Annotated in this window: 13 protein-coding genes; 9 read left to right on the plus strand and 4 right to left on the minus strand. The window is 31.0% G+C overall.

Annotation, left to right across the window (positions count from 1 at the left end):
- The first annotated feature begins 31 nt into the window (after positions 1 to 31).
- Together cbiE and cobM are read left to right on the plus strand one after the other, a co-directional pair.
- The gene (gene cbiE / locus ABNT65_RS19915; protein WP_348707301.1) at positions 32 to 1213 is read left to right on the plus strand and encodes a precorrin-6y C5,15-methyltransferase (decarboxylating) subunit CbiE; all 1182 of its coding nucleotides are present in this window, start codon (positions 32 to 34) and stop codon (positions 1211 to 1213) included.
- A gap of 10 nt (positions 1214 to 1223) precedes the next feature.
- Positions 1224 to 3074 (plus strand): precorrin-4 C(11)-methyltransferase, encoded by a 1851-nt coding sequence (gene cobM / locus ABNT65_RS19920; RefSeq protein ID WP_348707302.1) that lies wholly within the window; start codon positions 1224 to 1226, stop codon positions 3072 to 3074.
- Between the two features lie 87 nt (positions 3075 to 3161).
- On the opposite strand, the gene ABNT65_RS19925 is transcribed toward cobM, so the two are convergent.
- Positions 3162 to 3377, minus strand: a complete 216-nt coding sequence (locus ABNT65_RS19925) for a hypothetical protein (protein ID WP_348746693.1) — start codon at positions 3375 to 3377, stop codon at positions 3162 to 3164.
- Positions 3378 to 3604: 227 nt separating this feature from the next.
- Complete coding sequence (locus ABNT65_RS19930; RefSeq protein ID WP_348707304.1) at positions 3605 to 3793, minus strand: cold-shock protein; 189 nt, start codon at positions 3791 to 3793, stop codon at positions 3605 to 3607.
- A 360-nt stretch (positions 3794 to 4153) separates the two neighbouring features.
- Between ABNT65_RS19930 and ABNT65_RS19935 the strand changes: the two genes are divergently transcribed.
- The 7 genes from ABNT65_RS19935 (at position 4154) to ABNT65_RS19965 (ending at position 15376) form a co-directional block, all read left to right on the plus strand.
- Positions 4154 to 4903 (plus strand): precorrin-6A/cobalt-precorrin-6A reductase, encoded by a 750-nt coding sequence (locus ABNT65_RS19935; protein ID WP_348707305.1) that lies wholly within the window; start codon positions 4154 to 4156, stop codon positions 4901 to 4903.
- On the plus strand, positions 4896 to 5996 hold the full coding sequence (locus ABNT65_RS19940) for a cobalt-precorrin-5B (C(1))-methyltransferase (RefSeq protein ID WP_348746694.1): 1101 nt from the start codon (positions 4896 to 4898) through the stop codon (positions 5994 to 5996). Before ABNT65_RS19935 ends, ABNT65_RS19940 begins: the two co-directional genes overlap by 8 nt.
- Positions 5993 to 6706, plus strand: coding sequence for a hypothetical protein (locus ABNT65_RS19945; protein ID WP_348707307.1), 714 nt, complete (start codon positions 5993 to 5995; stop codon positions 6704 to 6706). The genes ABNT65_RS19940 and ABNT65_RS19945 overlap by 4 nt, the downstream gene beginning before the upstream one ends.
- Positions 6707 to 6708: 2 nt before the next feature.
- Positions 6709 to 8367, plus strand: coding sequence for an AAA family ATPase (locus ABNT65_RS19950; protein ID WP_348707308.1), 1659 nt, complete (start codon positions 6709 to 6711; stop codon positions 8365 to 8367).
- A 4-nt stretch (positions 8368 to 8371) separates the two neighbouring features.
- Positions 8372 to 10183 carry a cobyrinate a,c-diamide synthase gene (locus ABNT65_RS19955; RefSeq protein WP_348746695.1) on the plus strand — a complete coding sequence of 604 codons (1812 nt, stop codon included), beginning with the start codon at positions 8372 to 8374 and terminating at the stop codon, positions 10181 to 10183.
- Positions 10184 to 10205: 22 nt separating this feature from the next.
- Positions 10206 to 13952 (plus strand): cobaltochelatase subunit CobN, encoded by a 3747-nt coding sequence (gene cobN / locus ABNT65_RS19960; RefSeq protein ID WP_348746696.1) that lies wholly within the window; start codon positions 10206 to 10208, stop codon positions 13950 to 13952.
- 191 nt (positions 13953 to 14143) lie between these two features.
- Positions 14144 to 15376: a GAF domain-containing sensor histidine kinase gene (locus ABNT65_RS19965; protein WP_348746697.1), complete on the plus strand. Its 1233-nt coding sequence runs from the start codon at positions 14144 to 14146 to the stop codon at positions 15374 to 15376.
- Positions 15377 to 15616: 240 nt separating this feature from the next.
- Here the strand turns inward: ABNT65_RS19965 and ABNT65_RS19970 are convergent, their stop codons facing one another.
- Both ABNT65_RS19970 and ABNT65_RS19975 read right to left on the minus strand, forming a co-directional pair.
- Positions 15617 to 16063, minus strand: coding sequence for a hypothetical protein (locus ABNT65_RS19970; protein WP_348746698.1), 447 nt, complete (start codon positions 16061 to 16063; stop codon positions 15617 to 15619).
- 82 nt (positions 16064 to 16145) lie between these two features.
- Positions 16146 to 16982, minus strand: coding sequence for a lysophospholipid acyltransferase family protein (locus ABNT65_RS19975; RefSeq protein ID WP_348737373.1), 837 nt, complete (start codon positions 16980 to 16982; stop codon positions 16146 to 16148).
- Positions 16983 to 17047: the final 65 nt, after the last annotated feature.

Below are 17047 nucleotides of genomic sequence, written 5' to 3' on the forward strand. Positions count from 1 at the left end.
GTTTTAATTCATTAAACGCTAAAAAAAATAGATGACGTTTTTTGTAATTGGTATAGGAAATAAGCAATCAATATTTTCAGAAGAACAAAAGGAGCTTATTCAAAGCACTACTGTTTTTAGTGGTGGTAAACGTCATTTAGAATTGGTAAAAAATGTGCTTCCTGAAAATTATCAATGGATTTTTATTCAGAGTCCTATGGAAACTGTTTTTAAGGAATATGAACAGGCAAATACAAGAATTGTTGTTTTTGCTTCAGGAAATCCATTGTTTTATGGTTTTTCAAATACACTTAAAAATAAATATCCATCTATAGAAATTTATACGGAACCTTATTTTAGTTCCATTCAAGTATTAGCCAATAAAACGAATACAAATAGTAATGAGCTGATTACAGTTAGTGTGCATGGTAGAACATGGAAAGCATTAGATATAGCCTTAATAAATCAAAAATCATTAATAGGTGTATTAACAGATAGAATTAAAAGCCCAAAAGCAATTGCTGAAAGATTATTGAATTATGGTTATACCAATTATGAAATAAGTATTGGCGAAGATTTAGAAGGAGAATATGAAAAGGTTCAAACAATAACCTTAGAAGAAGCTTTAAATAAAGAATATCACAAATTAAACTGTGTATTGCTTCATCAAAAAGAAAAAAGAAAAGAATATTTCGGAATAAAAGATGGTGATTTTTTAGGGTTAAAAGGCAGACCTAAAATGATTACTAAAATGCCCATTCGTTTAACCAGTTTACATTTATTAGATGTGTTAAATAGAAATGTATTTTGGGATATAGGGTTTTGTACAGGTTCTATTTCTGTAGAAGCAAAACTTAAAAATCCGAATTTAGATATTATAGCATTTGAAAAGCGATTAGAATGTGAGAGTATTTTAATGGAAAATCAAAAAAGATTCGGAGCATTGGGAATAACATCAGTTATCGGTGATTTTTTTAAGCAAGATTTAAAACAGTATCCAAAGCCAGACACTATTTTTATAGGAGGGCATGGTGGAAAACTCAAAGAGATGCTAATAGTATTAGATGAGGTAATTTCTCCCAATACTATAATTGTGATAAACACAGTAAAAGAAACAAGTAATAATTCGTTTAAAGAAAGCTGCAAAAACTTAGCTTGGGAATTGGTAGAAGAGTTAAATTTAACCTTAGATTTGCACAACCCTATATGCTTATTAAAAGCTATTAAATTATAAGGGAGAAAATATGACAGAACAAGTTTTAAAAGTAGCAATAGTTAGCTTTACAGATAATGGTTTGGAAATAGCCAAAGTGCTACAAAATGAATTTTATAGAAGTAGGATATTCACTACTAGATCTATAGAAGAAACTAAAGAGATGAAGCGTATTAGTTCAGCTTCAGAACTAATGGAAACTTCCTTTCAAAAATATGATGCTTGGTTGTTTATAGGAGCTTTAGGAATTTGTGTTAGAAGCATTGCACCTTTTATTCAGGATAAAAATACTGACCCAGCGGTGGTAAATATTGATGATCAAGGAAAACACGTACAATCTGTTTTAAGCGGTCATATTGGAAAAGCTAATGACTTAACTAAACAAATTAGTAGAATATTACAAGCAATTCCCGTGATATCTACCTCAAGCGATTTACAAAAATTATGGAGTTTAGATACATTAGCAGAACAGTTCGCATGGAAAACTAGAAGCTCCGTTGAACTGAATAAAATCATTTCCTTATTTGTAAATAGAAAACCAACAGCTTTGGTTTTAAAAGTTAAAGATAAAGGAACTGAGTTTTTAGAAAAATCATGCCCAGATTTTGTTACTATTTATTACAGAATAGAAGATGTAGACATTACTGAGTATAACTTGTTATTGTATGTAGGTTATGAACTGTTAGACTCTAAAATACCATCATTAGCTTTTTATCCAAAATGTATCGCATTAGGAAGTGGATGTTCAAAAGATATAGAGCCGCCATTATTTGAAATGGTTTTGCAGGATGAGTTACAAAAACAAAATATAGCATTTGAAAGTATATATGCATTAGGTTCGGCAGATATAAAGTCGGAAGAACAAGCATATTTAGACTTTGCATTAAAATACGAACTTCCTTTTGTTACCTATACAGGTGAGGAATTGAATAATGTTGAGGTAGCCAATCCGTCGGAAGTAGTAAAGAAAAAAGTAGGAGTTTATGGAGTTTCAGAAGCTTCAGTTGCACTTATTGCAGATTCAAATGAATGGCTTGTAGAAAAAACAAAAGCTACTACAGAATCTGGTAAAAAGTTTACCTATGCACTATCACTAGTATCCGATTTTGAACGTAAACCAAGTATTGCTATTGTAGGAGCTGGTTCTGGAGATCCTGAATTGTTGACATTAAAAGGAAGAGCAATATTAGAAGTCGCAGATTGTATTTTATATGCAGGTAGCTTAGTTCCAGAAGAATTAACGCATATGGCCAAAGAAGGAGCTTTAGTACGTAATTCTGCTTCGATGACTTTAGAAGAGCAAATAGAAATTATAGATACTTATTATACACAAGGAAAGAAAATTGTCCGTTTACATTCTGGTGATCCGTCTATATACGGAGCGATTCAAGAGCAAATGACCATTTTTGATGCCAAAGGATATGATTACTATATTGTACCAGGGATTTCTTCTTTTCAAGCAGCAGCAGCCTATTTAAAATCTGAATTTACAATTCCTGAAGTAGCACAAACCATTATTTTAACAAGAGGAGAAGGAAATACACCAACACCAGAACATGAAAAAATTGCAGATATGGCAAAGTTACGTGCTACGATGTGTATATTTTTAAGCGCTGGTATTGCTAAAAAAGTGCAAGCAGAATTATTAGAACATTATCCAGAAGAAACACCATTAGCAGTATTGTATAGAGTGAGTTGGAAAGACGAACAAGTTTGGACAGGAAAGCTTACAGAACTTACTGAGATAATTAAAGAAAATAAATTAACAAGAACAGTATTAATAGTTGTTGGAGAAGCAGTTGGAGCACGTAAAAATCGTTCTTGGTTGTATGACGATAATTGGCATCATATTTTTAGAAAGAAACAAAAAATAACCCAATAAAATAAAAAGACAAATGCTTTTAGTTTTTGAAAGTATTTGTCTTTTATAATATACATTAAAAAGTATACGATATTCACCTTAATTAGGTTATAAGTTTATATAGTTTGTTTTATTAGCTTCTTTAATTACTTTTTCTTCTTGTGTTAATGTTTTGTTGTTGGGAGCTAATGACCAGTCTATTTCCAACCCATTTTTTTTACCTTCTTTTCTAGATTCTTTTTTCATCATTTTCAATTCTTTTTTTTTAGCGCGTTTTTTTTCTTTTTCTTTTTTATTAAAAGTTATTTGAGATTTTGAAGCCATAAATTATTTTTTAGTTAATAAAAATCCTGATAGTTTATTAAAATAAAGTAGGTTAACAGAACCTTGTTTTTAAAAAAAATATTCAGGAATATAAGTATAGAACTTAATAAAGTTTATTGAGGTGTTCTAAATGTAATTTTACGAGATGTAAAAACTACTTTATTAAGTATATAAAGTGGCAAAACTATGTTTTAACAATTTTGCCACTTTTAAGGTTAGGTTAAAAACTATATAACTTCTACGTTAACAGCATTTAATCCTTTTTTTCCTCGCTCAGTCTGGTATTTAACCTTATCGTTCTCTCTAATTTCGTCAATTAAACCAGAATTATGAACAAAAATATCTTCACCAGTTGATGATGTAATAAATCCAAATCCTTTTGATTCGTTGAAAAACTTTACTGTGCCTTCTTGCATCGTACTAAATTTTAAATTATAAATATTGTTTTGTTAAAGGAGAACTACTATAAACTTATATAGAACCATTAATATTAATAATTATATAGCAGTTAAAATGTTTTTAAACACTTAAAAAAATAAAGTAATGATGAAATAAAAAAGGCAAGAAGAGAATAAAACTCAAAAAACTAATTACTAAAATACTACCCTAAAATTGAAAGGTCGTTCTACTTGAACGATGCAAAGGTACAATATTATTTATAAATAGGAACTATAACTATAGAATAACAGAGAAGAAATGAAAGAGATTTAGACTTTCAAAGTGAAAAAATAAGTTATTTAATAATGGTTTTGTTTCTTTGTTGTAGACAATATAAAATGATTATGATTCTAGTTTTTGGAGGAACTACAGAAGGAAAACAAGTAGCTTCATTTTTAGATGAACTATTATTACCTTATTATTATTCAACTAAAACAGAAGTATCTTTTATAGGAAAGGGAGTTCCAATTTTTGGAGAAATGACAACTAAAAAAATAGAGGAGTTTTGTCATGAGAAAAAAATAACACATATCATTAATGCTTCACATCCCTTTGCAGTTGAATTACATGAGACAGTTGCTTCAATAGAAACTGAAATATCGTTAATTCGTTTTGAACGTGAGTTTACAAAACGAATATCCCATAAATTAGTAACCTATGTAAATTCTTTTGAAGAAGCAATATCTCTTTTTAAAGAAAAAAAATACCATTCTTTATTAGCACTTTCAGGGGTTCAAACTATAAAAAGATTAGCACCATATTGGAAATCAAAGAAGACTTGGTTTCGAATTTTAGATAAGAATAGTTCACGAGCTATAGCGAGTCAAGCAAATTTTCCATTAAACCAGCTATTGTATGGGTATCCTCAAAATGTAAAAGAAGAAGTTTTGTTATATAAAGGGTTAGCTCCAGAGGTAATATTTACTAAAGAAAGCGGGGTTAACGGAAAACTAGATCAAAAGATTTCAGCAGCAATGGAAACTCAAATTCCAATCGTTATTTTAAAAAAGCCTTTGTTGTCAAATAGGTATCTTTGTATGAATTCTATAGAAGAATTAAATAAAAAGATTACTGAATATATTGAGTGATTTACAAGAAATACCCGATAAACCTCTTCGGAAGGGCTATACAACAGGAGCTTGTGCTACAGCTTGTGTAAAAGGAGCTTTATTAGGACTAATTTCTCAGAGAGTACAAGAAAAAGTTACAGTACTACTACCTGTAGGAGAAATGGCAACGTTTTACTTAAAAGATGCTATAATTTCTGAAAGTAAAAGTGCTATTACAACTATTAAAGATGCTGGAGATGATCCAGATGTTACACATTTAGCTGAAATTACAGCAACAGTAGAATTCAATGATACAAAAGATATTATTTTTAAAAAAGGAGAAGGAGTGGGATTAATAACCTTACCTGGATTAGAAATAGGAGTTGGAGAACCCGCTATTAACCCTGTTCCTAGAAAAATGATGACTACAGTTTGTAATAAAATTTTATCAGATTTTAACCTTATAGATAAAGGAGTCACTATTACAATTTCGGTAAAAGATGGGGAAAAACTAGCCAAAAGAACTTTAAATAGTCGTTTAGGAATTTTACACGGAATTTCCATTTTAGGAACATCAGGTATTGTAACTCCATTTTCTGCTGCGTCTTATATTGCGAGTATTCAACAAGGGATAGACGTTGCTTTAGCCAATAATGAAACTAAATTATTAATTAATTCTGGAGCAAGAAGTGAAAAAGCACTTCGAAGTATATTTCCTAGTTTTCCTGAAGTAGCTTGTATTCATTATGGAAATTGGATTCAGGAAACTTTTGAGAAAATTCACGATTCCAAAGAAATAAAAGTTGTGAATATGGGGATTATGTTAGGAAAAGCCTCTAAATTGACACAAGGCCATACAAATACGCATAGTAACAAAACAAGTTGGGATAAAAACTTTATTTATAAACTAGCATTAGAATCAGGCTATACTGAAGAAACTGCAAGGAAGGTTTTAGCATTAAATATGGCGGGTAGGTTGCAAGAAATTTTTACTTTTGATGTAGAAGAACCTTTTTACCAAATGTTACTTCAAAAATGTTACGAACACTGCTATAAAATAGCATCAAACATAATATTAAATATATATTTAATAAATAATAATAATCAAGTTATACCTTATAAAAAAGCATGAGTTTTTTAAACTTTACAAGACCATTAATTGCAGGCGTTTTACATTCTTTTGAACCAGATCACGTTTCGGCAGTATCAGTTTTGGCAGCAGAAAATGCCATTAATAAGAAAAAAGTAACATTTAAAACCGTTTTTACAGCTTCACAATGGGCTTTTGGTCATTCTGTTACCTTATTACTTTTTGGAGGAATAGCATTAGTATTTAGAACTTTACTTTTATCATTCGTAGAAGATATCTCATATTTTGCTGAGTTAGCTGTTGGACCTATCATGATTTGGTTGGGAATTACAGCGATCAGAAGAAACCATAAATTAAAAGACATGATGTCGGATCATAAAAAGATCGAAGAACACGAACATGATCCGAATAATATGATTCACTTACATGGAAAATCAGGAGAGGAAATAGCTATGAATCCTATCAATAGATCTTTTTGGATAGGAATGTTACATGGTTTAGCAGGAACTGGAGGCGCATTAACATCTGTTTTGGTTATTAGTGCAAGTACAATTACTGAAGCTATTTGGATTTTAGTTATAGAATCCTTAGGGGTTATTTTTGCTATGGCAGCCTATAGTTATGTACTTATTTTTACCATGAGTCGATTTATTGAAAGAAACATGTCGATTTTTAAATGGTTAAATGCATCAATAGGAATTATTTCAATCATTATAGGATGTATTTGGATTTATAAAACATTAATGCATTAACCATGCAACACAAAACTAAATTTCCCTTTACAGCAATTATTGGTCAAGATGATTTTAAGTTATGTTTATTGTTAAACTTAATAGATCCAACTATAGGTGGAGTTTTGGCTACTGGAGATAAAGGCACAGGAAAAACAACAACAGTTAGAGCATTAAGTCAATTAATGGGAAAAGATTTTCCGTTTATCAATTTACCTATAGGAGCTACTGAAGATAGAGTTTTAGGGAGTGTAAATATAGAAGCACTTATAAATCAGAAAAAAACAATTGTAGATAAAGGTTTGATAGCTAAAGCAAATCAGGGGTTTTTGTACATAGATGAAATTAACTTACTAAATGATTATCTGATGGACGTGCTTTTAGATGCTTCTTCTTCTGGAGGATATCATTTAGAAAGAGAAGGAATTTCACAATGGCTAGAAAGTAGATTTTGTTTAGTAGGAACTATGAATCCCGAAGAAGGAGATTTACGTCCGCAATTGAAAGATAGATTTGGGTTAAGTGTAAACATAACTACACCAAAAGATATTGCTATTCGAAAAAAAATAGCGATACAACGTTTAGATTTTGATACCACTCCAACTGATTTTTATGAAAAACGAAAGGAACAAGAATTAAGGTTGAAAACAGAAATTCTATCAGCTAAACACAAATTAACAGAGGTAACACTATCTGAGGAGGTACAAAATGAAGCTGCTAAATTAACTATAGAGGCAAATGTTGAAGGAATGCGAGCAGATATTTTATTGTTAAAAACGGCAAGAGCTTATGCAGCATTACTTAATCAAGATAAGGTTACTGTTGAAATGCTACATAGAATAGCAACGTATGTTTTACAGCATAGAAGCAAAGATTTTATACCACCTGAGTCAAATAATGATAAAAAAGAAGGTGAAAATAAAGAACAAGAAAAACCTGATAAGAAAGATAATCAAACTCAGGGTAATAATTCTTTTCAACTACCTGAAAGTGTACAAAACGGATTAAAGTTTTCAATTACCCAAACCTCAAAAAAAAAAGAGGTAATATTACCTACTAAAACACTTAAAAAAACACCTTATATTGCAACACCATCACCATCTATTGCATTAGTAAAGACAATTAAAAACTACATGGCTACGGAAAAGTTTACAGCAATATATAAGCAAGTAACCGAAAAAGCAGCTGCAAAAATTGTATTCTTACTAGATACTAGTGCTTCTATGGCGGTAGATAAACAATTAGGCTATGTAAAAGGTATTGTTCAAAAAACAATAAATAGGTATCCAACAAAAAAAGTAGAATACGCTATTATAACATTGGATAATTCGTCAGCAAAAGTTGTACAAGACTTTACAAGTGATAATGCGATTCTCAATAAAATAAGTCATCAATTAAGAGCCGGAGGAAAAACAAATTTAGGATGTGCGTTTTTTAAGGTTTTTGAATTATTGAAATCTATCAATAAAAAAGCAGTACAATTGTTTGTATTAACAGATGGAAAAATAAATTCAGGAAAAGAAAATCCATTTGAATATGCAATACAATCCTATAAAACCTATTTGTCCAAGCTTAATAATACCACTATAATAGATACCGAAAACGGATTTGTTAAACTTGGTAGAGCAAAATTATTGGCAGATACTTTAAAAGTTAATTACATTCCATTAACATCATTATAAAATCATGGCAAAAGCATTCTTAATAGCAGCTCCATGGAGTAATTCAGGGAAAACAACTATTACACTTGGTTTAGCTCGTTATTTTAGTAATGAAGGACTAAAAGTACAAACCTTTAAATGCGGTCCTGATTATATAGATACTATTCATCACACAACCGCTGCAAGGAATCCTAGTGTTAATTTGGATAGTGTACTAATGTCTGATGCGCATATACAAGAAGTCTTTACAAAGTACAGTTCAGTAGCAGATGTAAATATTGTAGAAGGAGTCATGGGACTTTTTGATGGTGCAGAAAAAGATAAAGGAAGCTCAGCAGAGATTGCAAAAAAGTTAAATATCCCTGTAGTTTTAGTCGTAAATGCCAAGGCAATGGCGTATACTATTGCACCTATTTTACACGGATTAAAAACGTTTGATCCAGCAGTAAAAATAGCGGGAGTTCTTTTTAATTTTGTAAGAACAGAGTCACATTACGCATTTTTAAAAGAAGCTTGTGATTCTGTTGGGTTGACTTCTTTGGGGTATATTCCACCAAATGATGCTATAAAAATTCCATCCAGACATTTAGGCTTGCATATTGATACTTCTTTTGAAGAGGTTATAGAAAATGCTGCTTCACATATTGGTAAACATATCAAGGTAGATGTATTAATTAATGAAGTAGCTAGAGAGGTAGAGGTCATCAAGGGAGTTTCCAATGGGCTTTCCAATGGGTTTAAACCCATTGGAAAAATAGCAGTAGCTAAGGATGAAGCTTTCACTTTTACATATCTAGAAAATCTGAATTATCTAAAAGAATTAGGAGAAGTTACTTTTTTCAGTCCACTACATGATAATACATTACCTGAAGCAGATATTATTTATTTAGCAGGAGGCTATCCAGAATTGTACTTAGAGCAATTAAGTACTAATACCCAAATGAGAGAAGCTATAAAAAAAGCTGCTGAAAAGGGAGTGAAAATTTTAGCAGAATGTGGAGGAATGATGTATCTAGGAAATCAAATAATTAATCAAGAAGGAATTTCATATCCTATGGTTGGAGTATTTGATTTTAGTACAACAATGGAAAATAAAAAACTACATTTAGGTTATAGAAAAGTTGTTTTTGAAGACGAAACAATTTGGGGACATGAATTTCACTATTCCTCAATAATGCAGGATGATTACAGTTCTGTAGCCGAAATATACACCGCAAGAAATAAAGAAATAAATACCAAAGTATACTCCTATAAAAACGTTTTAGCAAGTTACATACACTTGTATTGGGGCGAAGGAAATTTCAATTGGTTTCCCAAGGGGATTAATTCCCTTGGGAAAGAGGAGAAAGATTACTATTTCGTAACCTTTGCCACAGCAAAATCAAGAATTTCAGATAGAATGGTGAAGTATAACTCAAGAAAGTTCATAAAAGAGTTAGATCCATTAATTTTTGAAACGGATGATATAGAACAAATGAGGCAACTATTTAAAGAAGCCTTTAAGAGATATGAAATGGATGTAGATTGTTTTAATATTTTACCAGACCATATCCATATCTTGTTAAAAATAAATAGTGAAAAAGAACTAGCAATTCAGATTAAAAATTTAAAAGGATATACTTCTTATAAATTTCAGAGATTTAAAGAATGGGAAAAGGGAACTCAAAAAGTTTGGGTTCAGAAATTTCATAGAAAAAAGATCTCTAAAACAGATGGCTCAATAGAAAGAGTAACGAATTACATTAAAAATAATCATTATAAACATCAAGAACGTTGGGGAGAAGAAATGAGTGAATTCATTGCATCTTTGATCCAAGGGGACTGCCAAGGGGATTAATCCCCTTGGAATTAAGAAAGTTATGCATTTAATAGCAACAATACCAGGAGGATGGAATCCAGATGATGACGGCGTCTTTTATATAGAACAACAACCAGGAGATATTGTTTTTTTAAGCGCAGGTGATACCGAAATACATACGGTAAATGAAGCCTATAAAAAACTTTATGATCAAGAAAGAGAAGGTCTTCCAAGTTTGCGTATGACAAATTTGGTGTATCTAAAACAAGAACTTACGATTGATAATTATTTAGAGGATGTTTTAGAAAAAGCCAAAGTGATTGTTTGTAGTCTTTTAGGTGGGATTAGTTATTATAAATATTTAGTTGAATCTTTGGTAGAACTGCAAGAAGAAACCAATTGTGTATTACTATTTATACCAGCGCACGAACCCGATTATGAATTAATGAAACTATCATCGGTAGATATTCAAATGGTGCATCATTGTAGGCAGTATTTACAGCAAGGAGGAAAAACAAATGCAGTTAACTTTTTAAATTATATCCGTAAACATTTTTTTAACCAAACTATAGAGGTCGCTATTGCAGAACAAATAGACGACTTATTTTTATATACATTTGAAAATGGAATTGTTACACAAGAAGAATTAGATTCAAGTTTAGATCGTAGTAAATCAATAACAGTTTTATTAGCCTATAGAACTCATTTTTTAGCGAATAATTTAGAGCCTTTACAGGTTTTAAGTCAATCGTTAATAGACCAAGGAATGCAGCCTGTTGTAGTTTTTGCAAATAATTTAAGAGATCCTGATACGTTAGTGAATCTTGAAAAATTAATGACTAATTCAGGCACTAGAAAAATAGCAACCATGATTAATACAACAGGATTTACAATAAAATCTTCGGATACAACAGATTTTATTTTCGATCGATTAGGGATTCCTGTATTACAAGCTATTTTTTCAACAACAAATAAAACAGTTTGGGAAGAAGGTATGTTTGGTTTGCCACCAACAGATATTGCAATGAATGTAGCTTTACCAGAAATTGATGGAAGAATTATAGGAAGAGCCGTTTCTTTTAAAAAGGAGATTCAAAAAGATGAACTTACAGATAGTACCATCGTAAAATACGAAGCACATCAACCTGCTTGTGAGTTTATGGCACGATTAGCAAAAAACTGGATTACATTACAGGGAAAGAAAAACAAAGAAAAACGTATTGCAGTTATTTTACCCAACTATCCAAACAAAGATAGCCGATTAGCAAATGGAGTAGGGTTAGACACACCAGAAAGTTGTATTGTATTATTAGAAGCTTTACATAAAGCAAATTATAATGTAGGAAAGCAATTACCTAAGTCAGGAACAGCATTGATGCATTGGATAACACAAGTAACTACTAATGATACAAGCACTACGCAAACCAGACCACATGCAATTCTATATAGTTTATCAGATTTTAAAAAACGGTTTGATACTATTTCAATAACATTACAAGAGAAAATAGTTGAACAATGGGGTACACCAGATAACGATCCTTATTTTACGGAAGAAGGCTTTATAGTTTCCGGATTTTTATTAGGAAATGTTTTTGTGAGTATTCAACCTTCCAGAGGTTATAATCAAGATCCACAAGCAATTTATCACTCTCCAGATTTAGCACCTACTTATCAATATTTGGCATATTATTTCTGGTTACAAGATACATATCAAGCAGATGCTGTAATTCACTTAGGTAAGCACGGAAATTTAGAGTGGTTACCAGGGAAAAGTGTATCTCTAAATCCAGAAACTTGTTTTCCAGCTATGTTGTTCGATGCATTGCCTCATTTTTATCCGTTTATTATTAATGATCCAGGAGAAGGAACACAAGCAAAACGAAGAAATCAAGCTGTAATTATAGATCATTTGATTCCACCGATGACGCGAGCAGAAAGCTATGGAAGCTTGATGAAGTTAGAACATTTAGTTGATGAGTATTATGAAGCATCGAATTTAGATCCAAAACGCTCAAAAGTATTAGAACAAGAAATAGCCAATTTAGTTAAAGAAACACAATTAAATGTAGATTTAGGAATTACCTCTGATGATGTTGATGAGTTATTGGTAAAATTAGATGGTTATTTATGCGAACTAAAAGAAGCGCAAATTCGTGATGGTTTACACATTTTCGGAAAAGCCCCTATAGATGAGCAATTGATTGATTTATTAATAGCCTTACATAGGATGCCAACGTATAATCAAAAAGGAATTACACAAGTATTGGCAGAAGATTTTGGGATTAAACAAAACATTCTAACGTTAGATTATACTGAAAAACTAGAAATAACTATTGGTGAAAAAGATTGTAAAACTGTGGGGCAGATTATTGAGCAGTTAGAATTGATAGCGAAACAGCAGTTAATAGAATTTCTAGAAGAAGGTATTTTATCAGAAGCCTATCCAAAACTGAATGAAGTTTTAATTATTATTAAACAAAAAACGTTAATAGCTGTAAATAATACTACAGAAGAAATAACCAATTTGTTAGAAGGATTAAATGGATATTATGTGCCTTCGGGGCCATCTGGAGCTCCAACAAGAGGTCGTGTAGATTTATTACCAACGGGTCGTAATTTTTACTCTGTAGATGTTCGTACCATTCCAACGGAAACAGCTTTTCGTTTAGGAGAAAAAAGTGCAGCATTAATTATTGATAGATACATACAAGAACATGGCGAATACCCTGAAACTATAGGAATATCGGTTTGGGGAACTTCTACCATGCGAACTGGAGGAGATGATATAGCACAAGCCTTTGCATTAATGGGGGTAAAACCAATTTGGAAAAATGCGAATAGAAGAGTAAGCGATTTTGAAGTAATTCCGCTATTAAAACTCCAACGTCCAAGAGTAGATGTTACTTTACGTATTTCTGGTTTCTTTAGAGATGCTTTTCCAGATGTAATCAACCTATTTAATACCGCTGTGGCTAAAATAGCAGAATTAGATGAACCATTAGAAGAAAATCCTATTCGTAAACGATTTTTAGAGGAAAGTAACGATTGGGAAACTAAAGGTTTAATTAAAGAAGAAGCTAAACAACGCGCATTGTATAGAGTTTTTGGGTCTAAACCAGGTGCATATGGAGCAGGTTTACAAGCAGTAATTGATGAGAAAAATTGGGAAACGCAAGAAGATTTAGCCAAAGTATATATCAATTGGAGTGGTTATGCCTATGGAAGTTCTAAACAAGGAGTTTCAGCACATGAATCTTTTACAAACAGATTGCAAGCTATGCAAATTGTAATGCACAATCAAGATAACCGAGAACATGACATTTTAGATAGTGATGATTACTATCAATTTCAAGGTGGATTAGCCAATGCAGTGGCTACAGTAAAAGGCAGTGATGCTGAGATATATTTCGGAGATCATTCAAGACCAGAAACTCCCAAGGTAAAAACCTTAAAAGAGGAGCTTTTAAAAGTGTACCGATCAAGAGTTGTAAATCCAAAATGGATTTCTGGGGTACAACGTCATGGATATAAAGGTGCTTTTGAAATGGCAGCTACTTTAGATTATTTGTTTGCTTATGATGCTACCACTAATTTAATTGATGATTTTATGTATGAGGGAATTACTGAACGTTATTTATTAGATGAAAAAAATAAAACCTTTATAAAAGAAAACAATCCGTGGGCTTTAAAAGATATGAGTGAACGTTTATTAGAAGCCATACAACGTGGGATGTGGCAAGAACCTTCAATGGAAATAAAGCAACAATTAGAAAATTTGTATTTAGAAGGAGAAGGAATTATAGAATAGTTTGCTAGGGGTTTTTAGTTTAAGTACTACATTTTTAGAGGAGATATTGCATTATATTAACGTTTACCCTTTTTTCATTCAGTACATTGTGTTATATTTATATACTTAGTTTATAGAAGAGTAGCTTTTGTTGTTTCTACACGGAAAATGTTGGAAGTATCTTAGGTTTTATCTTTTTTTAAAAGTTCAAAATGCAAGTAGCTAATATTCCAGAGAATGAAGAAAAAAGAGTTGAGGCTTTAAAAAGTTTCAATATTTTAGATACCTTACCAGAAGAGGCATATGATAATATTACTAAGATTGCAGCGGAAATATGTAATACTCCTATAGCTCTTGTTTCTCTTGTAGGTCCTGATAGGCAGTGGTTTAAATCTACTTACGGTTTAGATGCAAAAGAAACATCTAGAGATTATGCCTTTTGCGCGCATAGCATATTAGAACCTGAAAATTTATTCATTGTTCCAGATGCTACCAAAGATATTCGTTTTAAGGACAACCCATTAACAAAAAATGAACCTCATGTAGTATTTTATGCTGGAGCACCATTAAAAACTAAAGATGGTTACCCAATAGGAACTTTATGTGTTATTGATAATGAACCCCGTGAAGCACTTACTGAAGGACAAAAAGAGTCTTTAAAAGCATTGTCTAAACAAGTAATGAGGCTTTTAGATTTAAGACAAAAGAATATTGTTTTAGAGCAAGCAAATAAAGAAATTACAAGGTTAAATACAGAGTTAACACAATTTGCATACAAGTTAACACATGATTTAAAAGCGCCCATTCGTGGGATTCATTCTTTAGCAGAGTTTGTGAAAGAAGATTTAGAAGAAGAGGCTAATAATGAAAAAAACATTAAACTAATAGAGCTTATATCATCAAAGACGGTGTATATGGAATTGATGATAGAACAACTTTTACTGTATACGAAGGTAACAAATGCAGAAATTAATTTTGAAAATTTTAATTTAGAATTGTTGCTAAAGAGTATTTTAAAGAATTGTGATTTAGAAAATAAAATAAGTATAGATTTTAAAGAATTAGCTATAGATGTTGTTCATTCAAAAGTTTGTTTTACTCAAATTTTTCAAAACCTTTTAACCAATTCTAATAAATTTTGTGACGAAAGAGAATGTATAGTAGAAGTTCTTTTTTCACAAAATAAAGACTTCCTTCAGTTTACTTATATGGATAATGGCCCTGGGATATCCTTGGCATATAGAGATAAAGTTTTTTTAATGTTTGAAACTCTAAAAACTTCTAATTACCAAAGTACTGGCATAGGGTTGGCTACGGTTAAATCAATTATTACTAGGTTAGGAGGGAAGATTTCTTTAAAAGAAAGAGAAGATGGAAAAAAAGGAGTTTGTTTTGAGTTTACAATACGTAAATCAAATTTTTATAAACAAAGACAAGAGGTATAGTTTATACAAATAATATTTATTTTAAAAAGTACTGTACTACCCAATAAATTTGGGACTAATTTTCTAAGCGACTTTATTTAATTTATTATAGTATTCGATTTCTAGAGGCGTTTTTATGTTGTATAAAGTTTTTTAGAACTGTCTTTTATGTGGTAAATGGTAGTTTTTATAGATGCGGTTTGGTGTTTAAGATGCTGTTTTTGTTTTGAATATTTGTACAATAATTACTGTGGTTCGTTTTTATTCTAAAGTTTCTTTATAAAACTTATAGTCTAAATCTTCTGGGACTCCAAGCTCGGTTCTAGCAACTAGGTATTTGGTTTTATTATCAAACTTATTGATTCTGTATTTTTCATTTTTTAGTAGTTCAATAATATAATAGTTAGTAATTTCTTTATTAATTTTAGAGTCATCAAAATAATCATTCAAATGGTTTTGCTCATTTTTACACGGATGTTGAATGGCTATGATGAAATTTTTAGTATTCCCAATGGCAAAAACATCATGGCTAATAATAATGTTTTCAGGATTAAATTCACTGTTATTATTTGACCGCGATATTTGCCAAAATTTATCGTCCCAAGCAATTAAATAAAAGTCCCTAGTAATTTTACCGCTATATTCATTTGCTCCAAAATAACAACTAAAGAAGGTTATTGGAATTAACAATAAAATAGTTCTTTTCATTTTTTCAAAATTACAACCAAGAAGCGTTGCACAATAGTTAACGATTAGCTGTAGTTTTTTAATTGCTTTATAGTATTTCTTTTTAAGAATTAAATGTCTCATTATATGAATTAGCCAATACATATGTTTTTTCTCTTAAAAAATTAGAAAGATCCTCAATATTAGTATGTCTATTTTGATCCTTTACAGGTATAGGATTTCCAATTCTAACTTTAACAATCTTCTTTTTCTGAGTAAAAAATTCTGAAGGAAGTTTAGCTGTACGTAAAAAACCACTAATTCCCGAAAGCCAATAAAACAAATTACTGTTTTTAGCATGAAAATATAAGGGTACTACGGGTACTTGAGATTTTTGAATTAATTTTATAGATGACGTTCCCCATTTTCTATCTTGAAAAATATTTCCATCTTTTATAGTAGATACTTCTCCTGCAGGAAAAAGCCCTAAAGGCTTTCCTTCTCCTATAACGGTTAAACATTTCTCAAAAGCACCTAAGGAACCAATTTCTTTTTTTCTGTTTTCAAAAGGATTTACGGGAATGATGATAGATTGAACAGGTACTACCCTTTGTGCAAAAAAATTAGCAGTAGCCTTAAAGTCTGGTCTAACTTCTAGCATTATTTTTAAAAGCAATATGGCATCTACACCTCCCATTGGGTGGTTTGAAACTGTAATAAAGGAACCGTTTTTAGGAACACGCTCTAAGTCTTCATCAGAAATTTCATATTTAACTTTCATGTCCTTTAAAATACCTCTTAAAAACTCAATATCAGGTAGGTGTTTATTGTCGTCATACAATTTGTTAACAGCATCTATTCGTAATACTTTTAACACAATCCAACCTATAAAGGTTCCTAAAAATCCAGCTTTACCAACATTCAATACTTTTGCAATTTCTTTTGAATTTACTAATCCCATATTTTTTGAATAAAAACAAATTTAATGAAATTAAAGACGCCTCTGACATCGTGTAGCAGATACTA

Source organism: Tenacibaculum sp. 190524A02b (genome assembly GCF_964036645.1).
GTDB classification, from domain to species: Bacteria; Bacteroidota; Bacteroidia; order Flavobacteriales; family Flavobacteriaceae; genus Polaribacter; species Polaribacter vairaonense.